The following is an 18,997-nucleotide window of genomic DNA, read 5'->3' as shown; positions in this document are numbered from 1 at the left end:
TTTGGGGAGGGGGGAGATTTGTTGAATGCGCTACCTACCCCTTACTGACGCCGACCGGCAGGAGATGCTCTCCGTCATCGGTGCGTCGTCGGTCGACGACCTGTTCGTGGACGTTCCCGCCGAAGCCCGCCTTCCGGGCAAGATCGCGGGCCTGCCGGACCATGCCAGCGAACTGGCGGTCGAGCGTCACATGGCCGCTCTGGCACGGAAGAATCTGTCGGCAGGGGAGGCGCCCTTCTTCCTGGGCGCGGGCGCATATCGCCATCATGTTCCCGCCAGCGTCGATCATCTGATCCAGCGTGGCGAGTTCCTGACCGCCTATACCCCCTATCAGCCGGAAATCGCGCAGGGCACACTCCAGGTGCTGTTCGAGTTCCAGACGCAGGTGGCCCGTCTGCTGGGCTGCGACGTCGCCAATGCCTCCATGTATGACGGATCCACCGCCTGCTGGGAAGCGATCGGCATGGCCCGCCGCATCACCAGGCGGGGGAAGGCGGTCCTGTCTTCCGGCCTGCATCCGCATTATGTTTCGGTCGCCAACACCATGGCGAAATTCACCGGCGACGCGCTGGTGCATGAGGCGCCGGCACTGGATGCCGCCACCGACATCGATGCGCTGATCGCGGCCATCGACAAGGATACGAGCTGCGTCGTCGTTCAATATCCCGACATATTGGGCCGCATCGCCGACCTGACGCCGCTCGCGGACGCTGCCCACGCGGCGGGCGCGCTGCTGGTCGCGGTGGTGACGGAACCCGTTGCGCTGGGTGCGATCAGGGCGCCGGGCCATATGGGTGCGGACATCGTCGTCGGCGAGGGGCAGTCCATCGGCGTCGGCCTGCAATTCGGCGGGCCCTATCTCGGCCTTTTCGCCTGCAAGCAGCAATATGTCCGCCAGATGCCGGGCCGCCTCTGCGGGCAGACGATGGACGCGGCGGGCAAGCGCGGCTTCGTGCTGACGCTTTCGACGCGCGAGCAGCATATCCGCCGTGAAAAGGCGACGTCGAACATCTGCACCAATTCCGGCCTCTGCGCGCTGGCATTCAGCATCCACATGACGCTGCTGGGCGAAAAGGGGCTGCGGGAGATGGCTGCCCTCAACCATGGCCTCGCCGTCCAGGCGGCCGACCGTCTGGCGCAGGTGCCGGGCGTTGCGCTGCTCAACGACAGTTTCTTCAACGAATTCACCCTGGTCCTGTCCAGGGATGCCCGCGAGGTCGTCCGCAACCTGGCCGACAAGGGCATTCTGGGCGGCGTCTCGCTCGGTCGCCTGTTCCCGGATGTACCGGCGATCGGCAAGGGGCTGGTCGTCGCCGTCACCGAAACCGTGACGGCGGAGGATATCGAAACCTTTGCCACGGCGCTGGAGGAGGAACTGGCATGACCATGCTCAAGGAAGGCCGCCCCACCACGCCGCAGGCTCTGGCCGAATCCGATGCCGCGCCCGTGCCTGCCACCGCCACCGGCAACCGCGCACTGATGCTGGAGGAAGCGCTGATCTTCGAAATCGGCTCGGCCGAAACCACTGGCGTCGATTTTGCGCAGGCGCCAGATGTTGCCGACCGCCTCGGCAATCTGGCGCGCACCGACAGCATTGGCCTGCCCGGCCTGTCGGAGCAGGAAACGGTGCGCCACTACACCCGTCTCAGCCGCCAGAATTATGCCATCGACCTTGGCCTTTTCCCGCTCGGCTCCTGCACGATGAAGCATAATCCGCGCCTCAATGAGAAGGTGGCGCGGATGCCCGGTTTCGCCGATGTCCACCCGCTTGCGCCGCAATCGACGGTGCAGGGCGCGCTGGCAGTGATTCACGAACTGGCCGGCTGGCTGGTGACGCTGACCGGCATGCATTCGGTCGCGATGAGTCCCAAGGCGGGCGCCCATGGCGAACTGTGCGGCCTGCTCGCGATCCGGGCGGCGCTGGAAGCGCGCGGCGATGCGCGGAGCGTCGTCCTGGTGCCCGAAAGCGCCCATGGAACCAACCCTGCGACCGCCGCCTTCTGCGGTTACAAGGTCGAGGATATTCCGGCGACCCCGGATGGTCGCGTCGATCTGGATGCGCTGAAAGGCCGCCTTGGGCCCGATGTCGCCGCGGTGATGATCACCAATCCCAATACCTGCGGCCTGTTCGAGCGGGACATGAGGACGATCTCCGACGCGGTGCATGCCGCCGGGGCCTTCGTCTATTGCGACGGCGCCAATTTCAACGCCATTGTCGGCCGGGTCCGCCCCGGCGACCTGGGCGTCGATGCGATGCACATCAACCTGCACAAGACTTTCTCGACGCCGCATGGCGGTGGCGGTCCCGGCTCCGGCCCGGTGGTGCTGTCGGAGGCGCTTGCCCCGTTCGCGCCGCTGCCCTTCGTGGAAAAGCAGGGCGACAAATTCGTGCTGGTCGAGGAAGAGACAGTGGAAGACCATCATGGCCGGACCTTCGGCCGCATGGTCGCCTTCCATGGTCAGATGGGCATGTTCACCCGCGCCCTGACCTATATCCTCAGCCATGGTGCGGACGGCCTGCGGCAGGTCGCTGGCGACGCCGTGCTGAATGCCAATTACATCCTGCGCAGCCTGGACGATGTGCTGGATGCCCCCTTTGGCGGCAGCGGCCCGTGCATGCATGAGGCGCTGTTCAGCGACAAGGGGCTGGCCGAAGGCTTCACCACGCTCGACATCGCCAAGGGGCTGATCGACGAGGGCTTCCATCCGATGACCATGTATTTTCCGCTGGTCGTCCATGGCGCGATGCTGGTCGAACCTACGGAGACGGAAAGCAAGGCGGCGCTTGACCAGTTCATCCTGGCGCTGCGCAGTGTGGCCGAACGCGCGAAGGCGGGCGATGAGCAATTGAAGGGCGCGCCCCATTTCGCGCCGCGCCGCCGCCTGGACGAAACGCTGGCTGCGCGCAGGCCGGTCCTCGCCTGGACCGAGCCGGCACTGGCGGAAGTGGCCGAATGACGGATAGGCCGGCGCCGTGGGAACCCGGTTCCGGCCCTGCCGCCGCCGGCAAGCGCCATGCGCCCGCGACGGAACGGAACCGCGATGTCATATTGGCGGTGCTTCGCGATGAACTGCCGTCCTCCGGTCTCGTGCTGGAAGTGGCGAGCGGCAGCGGACAGCATGTCGTTCATTTCGCCGCCACACTGCCTGCTCTCGACTGGCAACCGAGCGATCCTGACCCGGCGGCGCTGGTATCCATAGAATCGTGGCGGCAGGAGGTGGGCCTTCCCAATGTGCGACCGCCGCTCAGGCTCGACGCGAGCGCCGACTGGCCGGTGGAAAGGGCCGACGCGATCCTGTGCTTCAACATGGTCCATATCAGCCCCTGGGAAGCGACGCTGGGGTTGATGAAGGGGGCGGGGGCCGTACTGCCGCCGGGCGGCTTGCTCTACCTCTACGGGCCCTATCTGCGGGAAAATGTCGAAACAGCGCCGAGCAATCTTGCATTCCATGCATCCCTCAAGGCTCGTGATCCGCAATGGGGGCTGCGCCGGGTGGAGGATGTGATTGCCGCGGCGGAGGGCGAGGGGCTGGTGCTTCGCCGATTGCTCGAAATGCCCGCGAACAATCTGTCGTTGATATTCCGGCGGCGGGATTGAAAGACTGCGGCGCTCCTGCGAAGGGAGGAGCCTGATCTTGGCCGTTTGACCCGCGCTCCTGCTGACCGCTCGTTCGAGTGTTTTTGCGGGAGCATGCTGTACCCGTAGCAGGACCGATGCCTCATTCTCTCCTCTCCCTCGTCACCGCCGAACTGGCCGCGCCCGCCGATCCGCGCGCGGCGGCGATGGCGGGCGCGCTGGCTGCGCAATATCCCGATGCCTCGCGGGCGGTGCTCTTCTACGGTTCCTGCCTGCGGGAGAAGAATCTCGACGGCTTGATGCTGGATTTCTACCTGATCGTCTCCGACTATCGCGCCGCTTATGGAAAGCGCTGGCTTGCGGCCGCAAACCGGCTGATCCCGCCCAATGTCTTTCCCTTCGAACATAATGGCCTGATCGCCAAATATGCTGTGCTGTCGGAGGGTGACTTTGCCCGCCTCAACAGCCCTGCCGCCGACAATGTGTCGGTCTGGGCCCGCTTTGCCCAGCCCGCGCGGCTGCTCTGGGCGGCGGATGACCTTGCCCGCCAGCGCGCCATCACAGCCGTTGCCGGCGCTGCCCCGACGCTGCTCTCGCTTGCTCGCCCAATGGCGCAGGCCCAGGATGCGCTGTCGCTGTGGAGGACCGGCTTCACCCTGACCTATGGCGCGGAATTGCGGGCCGAACGGAAGGGGCGATCGCTTTCCATCGTCGATGCCGATCCGGAGCGCTACGCGCGCTTTGGCGAGGCCGCGCTGGACCAGGGCCTGCCGCCATCGCCGGAGCAGGCGGCTGCCCGCTGGCGGCGGTTGCAAAGGCGCGGCAAATGGCTGTCCGTCATCCGCCTGGCCAAGGCAAGCTTCACCTATGCTGGCGGCATCGATTATCTGGCGTGGAAGATCAATCGCCATGCGGGCACCACGATCCAGATCAGGCCCTGGCAGCGCCGCTGGCCGCTGATCGGCGCGCTTACTCTGCTGCCGCGGCTGTTCCGGGGTGGTGCGATCCGCTGAGCGCATTGGACAGCGCCTGTGCCAGCCCGGTCAGAGTGTAGGGCTTGCGCAACACTTCATGGCCCCCGAAATCGGTGCTTTCCGCTATATCGCCGGCATAGCCGGTGACGAACAGTACCGGCAGATGCGCATAGAGGGGCGGCAGGGTGCGTATCATCTCTGGCCCGGTCATGTCCGGCATCAGCACGTCGCTGACGATCAGGCCGATGTCGCGATGGCTGGTGAGCAGCTTCGCCGCCCTGGACGGATGATCGCAGGCGACCGGCAGGTGGCCCAGTTCCGCCAGCGCCGCCATCGTCTGGTTGAGGACGCGGGGATCATCCTCCACCACCAGGATACGCATCGGGGGATGGAGCACAGGCTCCCGGTCCGGCATAGGCGCGTCCATCGCACCTTCGCCTCCCGCCGCGACATGGCGGGGCAGGTAGAGATGGACGCTCGTGCCCTTGCCGGGCTCCGATTCTATGCGGATCTCGCCCTCGCACTGGTGCACGAAGCCGAAGATCTGGCTGAGGCCCAGCCCGGTGCCCTTGCCGACCGGCTTGGTGGTGAAGAAGGGTTCGAACACGCGCGACAGGATTTCGGGCGTCATGCCGCACCCGTCGTCAGTGACGCTGAGCATCACATATTCGCCGGCGGCGCATTCCCCGATCTCGTGCTGCGCCAGTTGGGCCTGTCCTGTCCTGATGACCAGTCGGCCCCGTCCGTCCATGGCGTCGCGGGCGTTGACGCACAGGTTCAATATCGCATTTTCCATCTGATGCTGGTCGACGAAGATCCGCCAGCCCTTCGCCTCATTTTCAAAGGCCATGGTGATCTGGTCGCCGATGGACCGATCGATCAGTTCGGACAGTCCGGCCACCAGCGCATCAGGATCGACGGCGTTGGGCAGCAGCGGTTCCGACCGGGCGAAGGCCAACAGGCGGCGGGTCAGCGCGGCGGCGCGATTGGCACCCTCCATCGCATTGTCGAGATGACGGTTCGCCTCCTGCGGTTTCAGCCGCAGCTTGCGCTTGGCCAATTCCAGGCCGCCGACCACCACGGCCAGCATGTTGTTGAAATCATGGGCGATGCCGCCCGTCAACTGGCCCACGGCATCCATCTTCTGCATCTGGCGCAGATTTTCCTCCGCGACGGCGCGTTCGGCGGTCTCCTTCTTGAGCCGTTCATAGGCATCCGACAATTCGGCGGTGCGGGCGGTGACGGCCTCCTCCAGCCGGTCGGCGCGCTCCGCCTCGTCATCCGCCTGCCTGCGCGCATTGCGGCGCTCGCTATAGGCGGCATTGGCGAACCAGAGCGCGAACAGCACGCAGACCAGCAGCACCAGTCCGAAAAGCTGGGATGTCTTTCCGAACCAGGCGTTGCGATCCCCTGCCAGCGACACGGCCTCGCTGCGCTCCTGCAGCCGGGCGTTTTCCGCCTGGATGACCCGATCCAGCAATGCCGTGATGCGCATCAGGTCGCGGGACTTGCCCGCCTGATGGAACTGGGCAAGCGCTGCCATCTTCTGGTCGTAGGTGGTGCGCAGGCCGATCTCGCTCAGCGTCTTGCCGCGCTGGTCGAAGGCGGCCTGCAACGCCATCACATTGCCGCGCTGCCAGTCGGAATGGCGGGTGGTGTAATTGAGCACCTTGAGCTGGCTCCCGGCGGTGCGCCACTGGTCCTGGAACAGGCGGCCGGTATCGGGATCAAGGCTGATGACATAGCGGGCCAGCGTCACTTCCGCGCGGGCGGTCTTCGCCTCGAACGCGCGGGCGAGGGCGATGATCTCGAAACTGCGCCGCTGTTCCTGCAGCGCGCGCTCATGGTCATGCGCGGCATGGCTGGCGCTGTAGAGCAGCGTGCCGAGCGATCCGAACAGCAGGATGACGAGCACCAGCGGCAGGAAGCGTGCCACGAACGCTCGCCAACCGGTCGCATGTTCATCCATGAAAAACCCGTCCGTCATCGACAGTTACACTAGATGAACAATGTTAAGCGAGAAATGCCGCAGGTGAAAGGTTCCGTTTTTGCGGCGGATTCCGTCTCGTTAATCGGCCGTCCGGTCGTAAAGCCGATGACAGGACGCGTTCAGCCGATCGCCCCGGTCGCCTTGCCTGCCGCCTCGAACATGCCGATGATCTGCCCAACCTGTTCATCGCTATGTTCAGCGCAGAGCGAACAGCGCAGCAGAAAAGTTCCAGCTGGTGTCGCCGGAGGGCGCGCCATGTTGACGTAGAGGCCGAGCTCCAGCAGCGTCTGCCACATGGCGACGGCCTGCGTCTGGTCGGTCAGGATGACGGCGATGATCGCGGATTGCGGGGTTTCCGTGCCCAGCTTGAAGCCAAGGTCGGAGAGGCCCTTGTGCAGCCGCTGGCTGTTCTTCCAGAGATGGGCGCGCTTCTCGCTCGCGTGCATCAGCTTGCGGATCGATGTCGCTGCGGTCGCGACGACGCTCGGCGGCAGGGATGCGGTGAAGACATAGGGACGGCAGACGAGGCGCAGCACTTCGAACTTCGGGTGGTTGGACACGCAGAAGCCGCCGACCGTGCCGACCGACTTGGAGAAGGTGCCGACCACGAAATCGACGTCCTTCTCGACACCCTGCTCCTCATAGACGCCCCGGCCATTGGGGCCGAAAAAGCCCATGCCATGGGCTTCGTCCACCAGGATCATGCAATTGGGATGCTTGCGCACCGCGGCGACCATGTCGGGCAGGGGGGCGACGTCGCCCAGCATCGAATAGACGCCCTCCAGCACCACCAGCTTCAGGGCGTCGGCGGGCAGGCGGCCCAGGCGCTTGTCCAGATCCTCCACGCTGTTGTGGCGGAAGCGGACGATCTCCGCATCGCCCAGGAAGCAGCCGTCATAGATGGACGCATGGCTGTCGGCATCCAGCACGACATAGTCGCCCTTGCCCGCCAGCGTCGAGATCATGCCCAGATTGGCCTGATAGCCGGTGGAGAAGACCATCGCGCCGCTCGTGCCGTAGAAGTCCCGGAGGGCGTCCTCGACCTGCCGGTGGCCCTGATAGGTGCCGTTCAGCAAGCGGCTGCCGGTGGTGCCCGCGCCGAAATCGTCCAGCGCCTTCTTGCCCGCGGCGATCACCTCCGGGTCGAAGGTCATGCCCATATAGTTATAGGTGCCGAGCAGGATCGTGTCCTTGCCCTTGATCACGGCCAGGGTGGGCGATTTCACTTCATCCATGACGATGGCGAAGGGATCGCGCACGCCGGTCGCCAGCAGCGCCTCCCGTTCTGCGATCAGGGAATCGAACTTGGAGAAGAGGTCGCGGGTATTGGTCGTCATATGTAGTCCCTTAACCCGTTCGTCCTGAGTTCGGACCGGGCGCAGCCAAAGCCCCTCTCGAAGCCCGTCATGCTGTTCCCCGCTCCCTAGATCCGCCATTTCGACACGCTTGATGGCTACTCGGCACGAACGGCAAATAATCACTGGAGCGACTTTTGATCTGATTGGATCAGATCGGCCACTCTATTCCTTTATTTTACCGCGATTTCCTGACCGTCGGATGACGCCATCCGACCGGAAATCGCTCCAGGGCGGCCTTTAGCCCTTCAGCTTCGCCACGGCATCCACAAGCTGGCCCACCGTCTCGATCTCGGCCTGCATGTTCATGGTGATGATGATGTCGAATTCATCCTCGATCGCGGCGACGAAATCCATCACCGTCAGGCTGTCCCACTCCAGATCCCCCGCGAAGGTGGTCGCCTCGGTCAGTGCGACGCCCTTTTTGTTGAAAGGTGCGATCTGGCCCAGAACGCTGTCGAAAATTTGCTGGCGATCCGTCATTATCCCTGGTGCTTTCCGTGAAAGAGCGGCTTTTGCCCTCAAGCGTCGCTCTTTGGCAAGGGAATAAGGCGGCAATCGGGCATGAGTGTCGCGAAAAAAGGGGAGGGGATGATGACCCAGGCGACAGATGCGCCGGTGCCCAATGCGATCCACCTGCTGCGCACCGCGGTCCAGACCAACATGCAACTCAGCCAGATGGCCGATCAGAAGGCGAACATGCTGATCGGCGCGTCGATGGTGGTTTTCACCCTCTGCGTTGGTCAATTGCGGTCGGGTGCGCTGGTCTGGCCGGTGGCGGTGCTGGCGCTCGGCGTGTTTCTGGCCGCGACCTGTGCGATCCTGGCGGTGTTGCCGAATGTTGGCCGGTCGCGCGCCGGTGTGACGGAGGATGACAATCTGCTGTTTTTCGGCGTCTTCACCAGCCTCAGCGAAGCCGAGTTCAGTGCGCGGATGATGCGGCTGGTGGCGGATGACGACGCGCTGTGCCGGGCGATGCTGCGCGACATGTATCAGAACGGTCAGGTGCTCCAGCGACGCAAATATCGCTGGCTGGGCTATGCCTATCGGTTGTTCCTGGCCGGGGTGGTGATCAGTTTCGCCACGCTGGTGGCCGACCTGGCCTGGGGATGGCGATAAGGAAGCCAGCGATCGGTCCCGGCCGCCTGGAAATTGCTTCCGGCGCCTTACCGGAAATTATCGGCGTAGGCCTGGATCTTCAACGTCTTGGGCGCGGTCGGAATGACCGTATAGGCGATCCCCTCCCGCTCTGCATAGGCGCAGGCGGCTTCCTCGGAAGAGAAGGTCAGCCTGATCTGCTGCCTGGTGTCGCCGGAACCCGCCCAGCCGGTTAGGGGGTCGGGCTTCTTCGCTTCCGCCGCCACATATTCCAGCACCCATTTGCGGGTCAGCGCCTTGCCGGACTGCAGGGCGTTCTTCTGGATCTGATAGATGCGCGCGCTCATCGCGATGGAGACTCCTGAGGGAAGATCGGGTTGCGTTGCACCAGCGAATGGACCCAAGTCAAGGCTTCCCCTTGGCATCGGCCCGTTTCGTGCGCAGCGTGGCGCTGGCTGCCGCCGGATCGTCCGGCCAGGGATGCTTGGGGTAGCGGCCGCGCATCTCCTTGGCGATGGCGCGCCAGCTGCCCGCCCAGAAGCCGGGCAGGTCCTGCGTCGTCTGGATCGGCCGGCCGGCGGGGGAGGTGAGGGAAAGGACCAGTGGAATGCGCCCGCTGCCGACGACCGGATGTTGGTCGAGGCCGAACAGGGCCTGGACGCGCAGCTCGACGCGGGGGCCGCCCTCAGCGGCATAGTCGATTTCATGGCCGCTGCCGGCGGGGGAACGGAATTCAGGCGGGGCGAGCCGGTCGACCTGCTGCTTGCCGTCCCAGCCGATCAGCCCTTCCAGCACGCCGGAAAGTTGCGATCGGTCGATGTCGGAGAGCCGCCGCCTGCCCTGCAACAGCGGCGGGAGCCAGTCGTCCAGCGTCTCCATCAGCGCGGCGTCCGAGAGCGCTTCCACCCCGGCAAAGGCGGCGCGCATCCTGAGCGACCGCGCGGCGTCGGACCAGGGAAGCAGCTCCAGCCCGCCCTGCCGCACGCCCTCGACTAGGGCGGCGACGACCGCGTCGGGATCGGGCCGGTCGTCGGAGCCGGAGGAAAGCCGCACCGCGCCCAGCCGCCTTTCACGCAGCGCCTCTATGCCGCCATTGGCGGGCCGGAACCGCACGGTGCGATGCTCCGCGATCCGGCCGGCGAACAGGGCGATCACCTCCGCCTCGCTGATCGGCGCGGCGGAAAGGATGCGAGCGCCCGCCGCACTGCCCTGCACTTCGCCTACCGCCAGCCATTCCCCCCTTGCCAGCGGGCTGAGCGGGTCGAGCCGGAAGCCGCGTCCGCCGATGCTTGCCCAATCGGCCCCGTCCGCGGAGCGGCGTTTGGCAACCCGGTCCGGGAAAGCAAGGGCGAGGCAGAGGCCGGCTTCATGGCCTTCTTCCGCAACCAGAGGCGAAGTCCTGGCTGCGTCCGCCGGGGCCAGCTTCGCCCACCGCTTCGCCATCGCCCGCGCTGCGTCGGCCCGCTTCCCGCTCTCGCGTCGCCAGCGGATTCGCCGCTGCGAAAGGTCTGTATCCTGCCCGCCGATGCCCCGTTCGCCAAGCAGGACGGCGATTTCCGCGGCGACCGTTGCCAGTCCCATCTCGCCAGCCCGCACCAGCATATGGCCGATGCGCGGCTCCAGCGGCAGGGTGGCGAGCATCTTGCCATGCGCGGTGATGCGGCCGTCGGCATCCAGCGCCTCCAGCGCCATGAGCCGCTTGCGCGCCTCCGCCACGGCGGCAGCCGGCGGCACGTCCAGCCAGCGCAGGCGAGCCGGATCGTCCACGCCCCAGAGCGCGCAATCCAGGATCAGGCCCGACAGGTCGCTTTCCAATATCGCCGGCGGGTCGAAGGGCGGCATGCCCGCCGTCGCTGCTGCTTCCCAGAGGCGATAGGCCACGCCCGGCCGCTGTCGCGCCGCACGGCCGGCCCGCTGGGTTGCGGCCGCCTGGCTCGCCCGCTCCGTCACCAGCCGCGTCACCCCCGCCGCCCGGTCGTAGCGGGGCCGTCGCGCCAGCCCGCTGTCGACCACGATGCGCACGCCCTCGATGGTCAGGCTGGTTTCCGCGATGGAGGTGGCCAGGATCACCTTCCGCCGTCCCTCCCGCGAGGGGCGGATCGCAGCCCGTTGCGCCGCGGGTTCCAGCGAGCCGTGCAGCTTGTGGACCTCTGCCCCAGCACCTTCCAGCCGCTCCGCCGTCCGTTCGATTTCCGCCACGCCCGGCAGGAAGGCGAGCAGGTCGCCTTCCGCTTCATCGCTGAGCGCCTGGCGAATGGTGGCCGCCATCGCATCCTCTATCCGCCTTTCCGCGGCGCGTCCGACATGGCGCAGTTCCAGCGGCTGGATGCGGCCCTCGCTTTCCACCACCGGCGCGTCATTCCCGTCATGGGCCAGCAGCGTGGCGAAGCGCGCGCCGTCCAGGGTAGCGGACATGGGCACGATCCGCAGGTCGGGTCGCAAGGCGCCCTGGGCGTCGAGAGCCAGTGCCAGTCCGAAATCGCTGTCCAGGCTGCGCTCATGCACTTCGTCGAAGAGGACGGCGGAGATGCCCGAAAGCTCCGGATCGTCCTGGATCCGCCGCACGAAAATCCCTTCGGTCAGGACAAGCAGGCGGGTTCGGGCGGAAAGCCGCGAGTCCATGCGTGTCGCATAGCCGACCGTGCCGCCAGGCTCCTCGCCGATCAGTTCGGCAATCCGCTCCGCCGCTGCGCGTGCCGCAAGCCGGCGGGGGGAGAGCAGCAGCACCTGCCCTGTGCACCAGGGCTCGTTCAGAAGGGCTGGGGCGACCGCGGTCGTCTTGCCCGCTCCCGGCGGCGCCACCAGCACGGCATTGCTGCCTTCGCGCAGGACGGCGAGCAGGTCGGGCAGCACCGCATGGATGGGCAGGGCGGTCATGCCTGTCCCTCTCGCGCCATTCCGGGCCGAGCGCAAGGATCAGCCGAACAGCAGCGCGTGGATGGGGTTTTTTGGATCGATCAGCATCTTTGCCGTCAGCGCCAGCGACATGATGATCAGCAGCGGGCGGATCAGCCGGCTGCCGAAGCGCATGGCGAGCCGGGATCCGATCTGCCCGCCGGTAATGCTGCCCACAGCCATGGCAAGGCCGACGATCCAGAGGACATGGCCGCCCGCCATCATGGTGAGCAGGCCGGCAAGGTTGCTGGCGAGATTGGCCGCCTTGGCCTGCGCAGTAGCCCTGACAAGGCCGAGGCCGCCCAGCACAATGAAAATCGTGGTGTAGAAAGTGCCCGCACCCGGCCCGAAGAAGCCGTCGTAAAAGCCGATGACGCCGATCAGCAGGCTGAGCAGCCCCAGCCCGACGCGCTGACGCCGGTCCATCTCGCCCACCTTCGGCGAGAAGGTGAAATAGGCGGCGAGCGCGATCAGCAGCGCGGGCATCAGCCCCGCCAGGATCGAGGAATCGACCCGCTGCAACAGCCACGCTCCGCCAGCCGATCCCGCAAAGGCGGCGCATATGGGCCAGCGATAGGCCTTCAGGTCCATATGCCCCGCGCGGGCATAAGCGAGGCAGGCGCCGAAAGTGCCGAGCGCCGATTGCAGCTTGTTGGTCGCCACCGCCGGAACAGGCGGGATTCCGGCAGCGAGCAAGGCGGGCAGGGCGATCAGCCCGCCGCCTCCCGCCATCGCATCGATGCACCCCGCCATCAGGGCGGCGGCCATGAGGAAAGCGATGGTTTCCGGGGAAAGGATCATGGGCGACAGGTCCTGGCCGAACGAAGCGCTATGTGCTCCTGCCTCCACAAGAACAGCATGGTCGAAACGAACCGGCCTGCCAAACCCTCAATAAGCCCGCGCGATGGCGAATTCGACCGCTTCGGTCAGTGCGGCCTTTGCCTTGCCATTGTCGAACATGCCGAGCGCGTCGATGGCCCGTTGTCCATAATGCCGCGCCCGCGCCAGCGTGTCCGCGATCGCGCCTGTCCCGCGCAGCAGAACCGTGGCATGCGCCAGATCCTCGTCGCTCACCCGGTTGCCGGCGATGGCCTGCTTCCAGAAGGCGCGATCCTCTTCCGACCCGCGCGCATAGGCGAGGATGACCGGTAGCGTCACCTTGCCGTCGCGGAAATCGTCGCCCGCATCCTTGCCCATGGTCGCGCCGTCGGATTCATAGTCGATCGCGTCGTCGATAAGCTGGAAGGCGATGCCAAGATTCCGGCCATAGACGTCCAGGGCCTGCTCCTCCGCCTCCGTCCGGTCGGCGACCACGGCGGAGATGCGGCAGGCGGCGGCGAACAGGGCGGCGGTCTTCGCGCCGATAATGTCGAGATATTGCTCTTCGCTGGTGTCGATCTTGCGCTGGGCGGTCAGCTGGTTGACTTCCCCCTCCGCGATCACGGCGGACGCGTTGGAGAGAATCTTCAGTACCTTCAGCGATTCCGCCTCGACCATCAGTTCGAAGGAGCGGGAGAAGAGAAAATCGCCCACCAGCACGCTCGCGCTGTTGCCCCAGATGATGTTGGCGGTTTTGCGTCCGCGGCGCAGCCCCGATCCATCGACCACGTCGTCATGCAGCAGCGTCGCGGTATGGATGAACTCAACGGCCGCGGCCAGCTTGTAGTGGCGCGATCCGGCATAGCCCACCAGATCGGCGCAGGCGAGCGTCAGCATCGGCCGCATCCGCTTGCCCCCGCCGGCGATCAGATGGCCGGCGAGTTCCGGGATCAGTGGGATGCGCGACTGCATCCGGTCCAGTATGACGGCGTTCACCTGGTTCATGCCCTCGGCGACAAGCGCCATCATGGAGGCGAGCGAAGGCGCGCTGCTGGCGCGGCCGATGGGGTGGACGTTGCCGGTGGCGGATGCTGTCATGACAAGGGCCATGTGGCGGCGCAAAATGCTAAAGGCAAGCGGGAATAGCTTGCGCGGGCGTCTGGAAACGGCAAAAAGCGCCGATATTTTGATCGATGCATCGTTCGGGCGCAAAGCCGCCGCCATGGCGATGCCTTGCGGAGGATGAAAGTGGACGAAACGCTGAAGCGCTATCGCGAGAGCATCGATAATATCGACGCGGCGCTCGTCTTCATGCTGGCGGAGCGGTTCAAGATCACGCAGGCCGTCGGCGAGCACAAGGCGACCCACGACTTGCCCCCCGCCGATCCGGGGCGGGAGGAGCGCCAGATTGCCCGCCTGCGCCAGTTGGCCACCGATGCCAATCTGGATCCCGATTTCACCGAGAAATTCCTGCGCTTCATCATCGATGAGGTGATCCGGCATCATGAAAGGCTGCGGGAAGCCCAGGGCTGAATGCCCTCCCTACGGGCAGCGTCGTGACGGCGGCTGTCAATCCCGCTTCAATATGGTCATCGCCAGCACGGTCATGGCCTCGCTCGCGGTGGCGATGACCTTGTCAGCCTGAGGCGCCCAATAGGGGCTGTGCAGCGAGGGCAGGCTGATCGCGCCGGTCCTGGCCTTCTCCATCTGCTCGGCCGGCACGCCGCCGACCCAGAAGATGAAGCTCTCGATGCTCTTGTCCGCGCGGTAATAGCGGCCAAAGTCCTCGCCAGCCATGGAGGCCTTGGTCTCGCCGACCGTTCCCGCGGGAAAATGGGCCTTCAGCACATCTGCCATGCGGTTGGCGAAAGCGGGGGGATTGTAGGTGGAAGGGGTGAATTCGTCCTTCACGGAGATCACCGGCATCCTGTCGTCCGGCACGCCGGCCGCGATCGCTTCCCCCTTCGCGATGCGTTCTATGCCCCGGATCAGCTTTTCCCGCGTTTCGTCCGAATAGCTGCGCACGGTGAGCAGCATCTTCGCCTCATCGGGGATGATATTATGCTTGGTGCCGCCCATGAAGCTGCCGACGGTGACGACGGCCGGGTCGAACGGATCCTGCTCCCGGCTGACCAGCGTTTGCAGGGAGGTAACGATCCGCGCGCCCAGCACGATCGGATCGCGCGTCGTCTGCGGATAGGCGCCATGGCCCCCCGAACCCCGCACCAGCAGGTCGATGCTGTCCACATTGGCGAGCGCGAAGCCCGGCGTATAGCCGATCTTCCCTGCCTCCAGATTGGCCGCGTCGTGAAAGGCGATGGCATGGGTCGGGCGCGGGAAACGGGTGTACAGCCCATCCTCCAGCATCAGCCGGGCGCCGCGTCCCACTTCTTCAGCGGGCTGGAGGATCATCACCAACGTGCCCTTCCACTCCTCCTTCATGGAGGAGAGCAGCCGCGCGGTTTCGATGAAGGCGGTCATGTGCGTGTCATGGCCGCAGGCGTGCATCACGCCGGTCTCGGTCCCGTCGGCGGTCTTGGCCCTGACCTTGGAGGCGAACTCCAGACCCGTCTGTTCGGTAACGGGCAGGGCGTCCATGTCGGCGCGGATCAGCAGCACGGGGCCGGATCCGTTCTTCAACACCGCGACGACGCCGGTGCCGCCGACCTTTTCGGTGACGGCGAACTTCATCGCTTTCAGCCGCCGGGCGAGCTTGGCGGCGGTGGCGCTTTCCTGTTCCGACAGTTCGGGATTGGCGTGCAGGTCACGATAGAGCGTCATCAGCCCGTCCATGTCCTTCGCGATGGTCGCGGCGATGACATTGGGCGGCGTTGCCACCTCGGCGGGTGCGCCGGGAGGCTGGGCATGGGCAATGGAAATAAGGCTGGCGGCGGCCATGATGGCCGTCAACGCATGACGCATTGATGGGTCTCCCTGGATTTGCATCGCAGCATAGGGAGATTTGCCGGGATTTTTAAGGGTGGTTGTGGCTCACGCCTCCTTACCGCTCAATATTTATAGACCCCTGTATAGGGTAGCTGAAGATAATTCAGCCCGCTGGCCACGGCGCGGCCCAGCTTCGATCGGCTGTTCTTGAAGAAGAGTTCCTTGATGTTGAGCGAGACGCCGAAAAATATGTCGCGGTCCGGAATGACTCCGGCGGCGCGCTCCGCATTGCTGAAATGCCTGCCGCGGTAGCCGACCTGCAATTCTATGAAGCGTAGCGGGCTGTTCCTGAACTGCCTGAAACCCGCCAGTTCCAGCGACAGAAGGAAGCGCTGCTGCTCATAATGGCGTTTCCCCTTGAAGGTGTAGATTTGGGAATTGGGCATCATCAGCAGGCGGAAATCCAGTTTGTCCTCAAGGCCCGGCACGTTGTGCCGAAGGACGGAGAAGGTCGCGCCCAGGGTGTTGAAGGTCAGGTCCTGCATGGAAAAGCCGCTGTCTGTCTTATGGGCGTCCCACAACTCGCCGTAGAACATGACGCCCATGGACAGCAGCGCGGCGGGCAGGGCGGCCGCTTTCCGGTCGCCGGTCTTTTTGCCGATCCGCGCGCCCAGAAATTCCGTGATAAGATAGGCGTTGAAGGCGTGGGTCAGCTTGTCGATGCCCAGATTCGTCGTGTCCCGGCCGAACCATCCCTCATCCTTGAAGTGGAAGGATGTCGTGTCGTGCGTCCAATAGGTCTGGGCCGCGGTGACATAGGCGAAAAGGCCGAGCGCTTCCCATTTTACCGCCATGAGGCGGCTGCCGAGAGAGTGGTAACGGCCGTCCGGGTCGGTCGGCTGCGGCGAGGGCGAAAGATCAGGGCCCTGGATGGAAGGTGGCAGGAGAGGTGAGGGTGTCTGCGTCAGTTGCGCAAGATCGAAGCCATTTGGCAGCAGCGGCTGGCTGGCTGACATATCGGGAGGGCGTTCAAAATCAGGAGACCCGGATGTGGTGGAAAGGTCAAAGTCGGACGCCATGACAAGGGGCGTATCGTCGCCGCTATTTTTCTCTTCCGCCGACGCATTGTTAATCGAGATCAAGAAAAAAGCCGATCCGTAGCAGAACATCCTCACGCAACGCATCATTCTTCCCCTTTTTCGGCGAATGAACGGCCCTGTTTTTTTGGAAGTCATGGGACTTCGATTATTGGGGGAACATATTATTCACCATCATGCAATCCCAAGCGCAAAAAAGGGCTAGCACTGAGCTGCTTGATGGTGACGGCTAACAACAGATAAAAAAAGCCCCTCGCTGCCTTCTGGGGAAAGCTGCGAGGGGTGGTGGATTATATGGGATAGGTGGTTTATTGCGCGGTCCAGCCGCCGTCGATGCTCATATTGGCGCCGGTGATATTGGCAGCGGCATCGCTGCACAGGTAGAGCGCCATCGCCGCCACCTGATCGACCGTGACGAACTGCTTCGTCGGCTGCCCCGCCAGCAGCACGTCGTTCATCACCTGCTCCCGCGTCATGTTGCGCGCCTTCATCGTGTCGGGAATCTGGTTCTCCACCAGCGGCGTCCATACATAGCCGGGCGAAATGCAGTTCGCCGTGATGCCGAAGGTCGCCAGTTCCAGGGCCAGCGTCTTGGTGAAGCCCGCCAATCCGTGCTTCGCCGTCACATAGGCGCTCTTGAAGGGGGAGGCGGTGAGTGAATGCGCCGAGGCCGTCTGGATGATCCGCCCCCACTTCTTTTCCTTCATATAGGGAATGGCGAGGCGGGAGGTGTGGAATGCGCTGTTGAGATTGAGCGCGATGATGAGGTTCCATTTGTCGACCGGGAAATCCTCGACCGGCGCGACATGCTGCATCCCGGCATTGTTGATGAGGATATCGACGCCGCCGAAAGTGTCGGCGGCTTCCTTCATCATCGCCTCGATCTGCCCGGTGTCGGTGAGGTCATGGCCGCTGTAGAGCGCCTTTGCTCCGCTCAACGCCTCCAGCCCGACGCGTTCCTTCTCGATGGCGTCCGCGTCTCCGAAACCGTTGATGACGACATTCGCGCCTTGGCCGGCAAGCAGCTTGGCATAAGCGAGACCGATGCCGGAGGTCGACCCGGTGATGAGGGCAGTCTTGCCCGACAGGAACTGGCCGGATTGGGAATTGCTCATGCCTGCTTCTCCTTGAGATGGTCGGGTGCGTCGAGGTCGAAGCTGGAGCTCTTCCCATTGACGATGTTGCGGGCGATGAGGTCGCCCTTGTGCATCACTTCCTCCACCGCGTCGCGGCCCTGGGACCAGTGATCGAGCATGGTGGCGCGGGAAAATTCGAAGTCGCGCGCGCCGCTTTCCCAGGCGCGACTGCGATAGATGAGATGGACGATGTTGACCGATCCGGTGTCCAGCAACTGCCGCAACCTTTGGGCATCGGTATCGTCCTGCAATTCGGGCGGCAGCTTTTCGAGCAGCGCGCGGATCGCCTTATGCTCCTTGCGCAGCCGCAGATACTGGTCAGTCACCTGACGGGTACGGCTGGAATATTGAATGTCCTTGGTGCGGGAATAGACGTCGGTCATCTGGCGCGGCATCGGCCCTTCGGCAGGGAAGAGATCGACCTGGAACACCAGCATGTCCTCGCTCTGGTGGTCCAGCACATGGGCAAGCGGGGTGTTGGACACGATGCCGCCGTCCCAATACCAGCGGCCGTCGATCTCGATCGGCGGCAGGCCGGGGGGCAACGCGCCCGACGCCATGATGTGGCGCGCGTCGATGCGGGTGTTGCCGCCCCGGCCGCGCGTGTCCCAATAGGCGAAATTGCCGCTTTCCACGTCCACCGCGCCCACCGACAGCCTGACCGGCCCGTCGTTCAGCAGGTCCCAGTCGACGCACGCGTCCAGCGTGTCCTTCAGCGGCGCACTGTCGTAGAAGCTGATCGCGCCGGGCGTACCCTCCGGCATCAGCGGCGCGGGCCACAGGCGCGGGCGGAACATGCCCGGCACGCCGAAGGTCGCGACCGACCCGGCCGCCATCAGATGGGCGGCCTCCCGGATATGGTCGATCTCCGGCAGGACGACATTGGGCATCCCGCCTGAGACGGTCAGCCAGAATTTCTTGAGTCGCCCAAGGCGTTTATGCGGCGGATTGCCGGCGATGATGGCGGCGTTGACGGCGCCGATCGAAATGCCCGCAACCCAGCTGATGTCGATGCCCAGCTCGTCGAGCCGCTGATACACCCCGGCCTGGAAGGATCCGAGCGCTCCGCCGCCCTGCAGCAGAAGGGCGACTTCGCGGGGAAGGGGCAGGGGCGTGTTGGCGCGCCGGCGCGGCTGGGATTCGGTATCGGCCATGTCGCAGCGCAATAT

The 18,997-nt window shown here is 64.9% G+C and carries 17 protein-coding genes; 6 read left to right on the top strand and 11 right to left on the bottom strand.

Annotated features, from left to right (window positions below; all coding sequences use genetic code 11):
- The first annotated feature begins 25 nt into the window (after nucleotides 1-25).
- The 4 genes from gcvPA to ACN9MX_RS07185 all read left to right on the top strand — a co-directional run bounded on the left by gcvPA (nucleotide 26) and on the right by ACN9MX_RS07185 (nucleotide 4,591).
- Entirely contained in the window at nucleotides 26-1,384 is a 1,359-nt protein-coding gene (gene gcvPA / locus ACN9MX_RS07200; protein ID WP_426387464.1) for an aminomethyl-transferring glycine dehydrogenase subunit GcvPA, read from the top strand.
- Nucleotides 1,381-2,958 (top strand): aminomethyl-transferring glycine dehydrogenase subunit GcvPB, encoded by a 1,578-nt coding sequence (gene gcvPB / locus ACN9MX_RS07195; RefSeq protein ID WP_426387463.1) that lies wholly within the window; start codon nucleotides 1,381-1,383, stop codon nucleotides 2,956-2,958. Before gcvPA ends, gcvPB begins: the two co-directional genes overlap by 4 nt.
- The gene (locus ACN9MX_RS07190) at nucleotides 2,955-3,599 is read left to right on the top strand and encodes a DUF938 domain-containing protein (RefSeq protein ID WP_426387462.1); all 645 of its coding nucleotides are present in this window, start codon (nucleotides 2,955-2,957) and stop codon (nucleotides 3,597-3,599) included. Before gcvPB ends, ACN9MX_RS07190 begins: the two co-directional genes overlap by 4 nt.
- A 116-nt stretch (nucleotides 3,600-3,715) precedes the next feature.
- Nucleotides 3,716-4,591 carry a hypothetical protein gene (locus ACN9MX_RS07185; RefSeq protein ID WP_363753526.1) on the top strand — a complete coding sequence of 292 codons (876 nt, stop codon included), beginning with the start codon at nucleotides 3,716-3,718 and terminating at the stop codon, nucleotides 4,589-4,591.
- Here the strand turns inward: ACN9MX_RS07185 and ACN9MX_RS07180 are convergent.
- The 3 genes from ACN9MX_RS07180 to ACN9MX_RS07170 form a co-directional block, all read right to left on the bottom strand.
- Nucleotides 4,548-6,521, bottom strand: a complete 1,974-nt coding sequence (locus tag ACN9MX_RS07180; protein ID WP_363739220.1) for an ATP-binding protein — start codon at nucleotides 6,519-6,521, stop codon at nucleotides 4,548-4,550. The two genes, ACN9MX_RS07185 and ACN9MX_RS07180, sit on opposite strands and share 44 nt — an antisense overlap.
- A 140-nt stretch (nucleotides 6,522-6,661) precedes the next feature.
- Complete coding sequence (spt, locus tag ACN9MX_RS07175; protein WP_133653723.1) at nucleotides 6,662-7,879, bottom strand: serine palmitoyltransferase; 1,218 nt, start codon at nucleotides 7,877-7,879, stop codon at nucleotides 6,662-6,664.
- Between the two features lie 258 nt (nucleotides 7,880-8,137).
- The gene (locus ACN9MX_RS07170; RefSeq protein ID WP_363753528.1) at nucleotides 8,138-8,380 is read right to left on the bottom strand and encodes an acyl carrier protein; all 243 of its coding nucleotides are present in this window, start codon (nucleotides 8,378-8,380) and stop codon (nucleotides 8,138-8,140) included.
- A 108-nt stretch (nucleotides 8,381-8,488) separates the two neighbouring features.
- On the opposite strand from ACN9MX_RS07170, the gene ACN9MX_RS07165 reads away from it, so the two are divergent.
- The gene (locus tag ACN9MX_RS07165; protein ID WP_426387461.1) at nucleotides 8,489-9,016 is read left to right on the top strand and encodes a Pycsar system effector family protein; all 528 of its coding nucleotides are present in this window, start codon (nucleotides 8,489-8,491) and stop codon (nucleotides 9,014-9,016) included.
- 47 nt (nucleotides 9,017-9,063) lie between these two features.
- Here the strand turns inward: ACN9MX_RS07165 and ACN9MX_RS07160 are convergent, their stop codons facing one another.
- The 4 genes from ACN9MX_RS07160 to ACN9MX_RS07145 form a co-directional block, all read right to left on the bottom strand.
- Complete coding sequence (locus tag ACN9MX_RS07160; RefSeq protein WP_363739223.1) at nucleotides 9,064-9,342, bottom strand: ETC complex I subunit; 279 nt, start codon at nucleotides 9,340-9,342, stop codon at nucleotides 9,064-9,066.
- 58 nt (nucleotides 9,343-9,400) lie between these two features.
- Nucleotides 9,401-11,872, bottom strand: a complete 2,472-nt coding sequence (hrpB, locus tag ACN9MX_RS07155; RefSeq protein ID WP_426387460.1) for an ATP-dependent helicase HrpB — start codon at nucleotides 11,870-11,872, stop codon at nucleotides 9,401-9,403.
- Between the two features lie 39 nt (nucleotides 11,873-11,911).
- Entirely contained in the window at nucleotides 11,912-12,691 is a 780-nt protein-coding gene (locus ACN9MX_RS07150) for a TSUP family transporter (RefSeq protein WP_363739225.1), read from the bottom strand.
- Between the two features lie 87 nt (nucleotides 12,692-12,778).
- Nucleotides 12,779-13,807 (bottom strand): polyprenyl synthetase family protein, encoded by a 1,029-nt coding sequence (locus ACN9MX_RS07145; protein WP_426387459.1) that lies wholly within the window; start codon nucleotides 13,805-13,807, stop codon nucleotides 12,779-12,781.
- Between the two features lie 144 nt (nucleotides 13,808-13,951).
- Here ACN9MX_RS07145 and ACN9MX_RS07140 point away from each other — a divergent pair, with 144 nt between their 5' ends.
- A complete protein-coding gene (locus ACN9MX_RS07140) occupies nucleotides 13,952-14,242 on the top strand; it encodes a chorismate mutase (protein WP_363739227.1) in 291 nt (96 codons plus the stop codon).
- A gap of 36 nt (nucleotides 14,243-14,278) precedes the next feature.
- Here the strand turns inward: ACN9MX_RS07140 and ACN9MX_RS07135 are convergent, their stop codons facing one another.
- The 4 genes from ACN9MX_RS07135 to ACN9MX_RS07120 all read right to left on the bottom strand — a co-directional run bounded on the left by ACN9MX_RS07135 (nucleotide 14,279) and on the right by ACN9MX_RS07120 (nucleotide 18,982).
- Nucleotides 14,279-15,631 carry an amidohydrolase gene (locus ACN9MX_RS07135; RefSeq protein ID WP_426387458.1) on the bottom strand — a complete coding sequence of 451 codons (1,353 nt, stop codon included), beginning with the start codon at nucleotides 15,629-15,631 and terminating at the stop codon, nucleotides 14,279-14,281.
- Nucleotides 15,632-15,717: 86 nt separating this feature from the next.
- The gene (locus ACN9MX_RS07130; RefSeq protein ID WP_426387457.1) at nucleotides 15,718-16,737 is read right to left on the bottom strand and encodes a DUF2279 domain-containing protein; all 1,020 of its coding nucleotides are present in this window, start codon (nucleotides 16,735-16,737) and stop codon (nucleotides 15,718-15,720) included.
- Nucleotides 16,738-17,000: 263 nt separating this feature from the next.
- A complete protein-coding gene (locus tag ACN9MX_RS07125) occupies nucleotides 17,001-17,807 on the bottom strand; it encodes a 3-hydroxybutyrate dehydrogenase (protein WP_426387456.1) in 807 nt (268 codons plus the stop codon).
- Nucleotides 17,804-18,982: a patatin-like phospholipase family protein gene (locus ACN9MX_RS07120; RefSeq protein WP_426387455.1), complete on the bottom strand. Its 1,179-nt coding sequence runs from the start codon at nucleotides 18,980-18,982 to the stop codon at nucleotides 17,804-17,806. Before ACN9MX_RS07120 ends, ACN9MX_RS07125 begins: the two co-directional genes overlap by 4 nt.
- Nucleotides 18,983-18,997: the final 15 nt, after the last annotated feature.

Origin of the sequence: Sphingobium sp. R-21 (genome assembly GCF_049913335.1) — a bacterium.
Classification (GTDB): Bacteria; Pseudomonadota; Alphaproteobacteria; order Sphingomonadales; family Sphingomonadaceae; genus Sphingobium.
Note: the sequence above shows the minus strand (reverse complement) of the source record. Positions and strands in the feature narration are given on the sequence as shown.

What these genes read in the sequence shown, in the direction of transcription:
- gcvPA (WP_426387464.1), top strand. Translation starts at nt 26, where the DNA reads ATGCGCTACCTACCCCTTACTGACGCCGACCGGCAGGAGATGCTCTCC.
- gcvPB (WP_426387463.1), top strand. Translation starts at nt 1,381, where the DNA reads ATGACCATGCTCAAGGAAGGCCGCCCCACCACGCCGCAGGCTCTGGCC.
- ACN9MX_RS07190 (WP_426387462.1), top strand. Translation starts at nt 2,955, where the DNA reads ATGACGGATAGGCCGGCGCCGTGGGAACCCGGTTCCGGCCCTGCCGCC.
- ACN9MX_RS07185 (WP_363753526.1), top strand. Translation starts at nt 3,716, where the DNA reads ATGCCTCATTCTCTCCTCTCCCTCGTCACCGCCGAACTGGCCGCGCCC.
- ACN9MX_RS07180 (WP_363739220.1), bottom strand. Translation starts at nt 6,521, where the DNA reads ATGGATGAACATGCGACCGGTTGGCGAGCGTTCGTGGCACGCTTCCTG.
- spt (WP_133653723.1), bottom strand. Translation starts at nt 7,879, where the DNA reads ATGACGACCAATACCCGCGACCTCTTCTCCAAGTTCGATTCCCTGATC.
- ACN9MX_RS07170 (WP_363753528.1), bottom strand. Translation starts at nt 8,380, where the DNA reads ATGACGGATCGCCAGCAAATTTTCGACAGCGTTCTGGGCCAGATCGCA.
- ACN9MX_RS07165 (WP_426387461.1), top strand. Translation starts at nt 8,489, where the DNA reads ATGATGACCCAGGCGACAGATGCGCCGGTGCCCAATGCGATCCACCTG.
- ACN9MX_RS07160 (WP_363739223.1), bottom strand. Translation starts at nt 9,342, where the DNA reads ATGAGCGCGCGCATCTATCAGATCCAGAAGAACGCCCTGCAGTCCGGC.
- hrpB (WP_426387460.1), bottom strand. Translation starts at nt 11,872, where the DNA reads ATGACCGCCCTGCCCATCCATGCGGTGCTGCCCGACCTGCTCGCCGTC.
- ACN9MX_RS07150 (WP_363739225.1), bottom strand. Translation starts at nt 12,691, where the DNA reads ATGATCCTTTCCCCGGAAACCATCGCTTTCCTCATGGCCGCCGCCCTG.
- ACN9MX_RS07145 (WP_426387459.1), bottom strand. Translation starts at nt 13,807, where the DNA reads ATGACAGCATCCGCCACCGGCAACGTCCACCCCATCGGCCGCGCCAGC.
- ACN9MX_RS07140 (WP_363739227.1), top strand. Translation starts at nt 13,952, where the DNA reads ATGAAAGTGGACGAAACGCTGAAGCGCTATCGCGAGAGCATCGATAAT.
- ACN9MX_RS07135 (WP_426387458.1), bottom strand. Translation starts at nt 15,631, where the DNA reads ATGCGTCATGCGTTGACGGCCATCATGGCCGCCGCCAGCCTTATTTCC.
- ACN9MX_RS07125 (WP_426387456.1), bottom strand. Translation starts at nt 17,807, where the DNA reads ATGAGCAATTCCCAATCCGGCCAGTTCCTGTCGGGCAAGACTGCCCTC.
- ACN9MX_RS07120 (WP_426387455.1), bottom strand. Translation starts at nt 18,982, where the DNA reads ATGGCCGATACCGAATCCCAGCCGCGCCGGCGCGCCAACACGCCCCTG.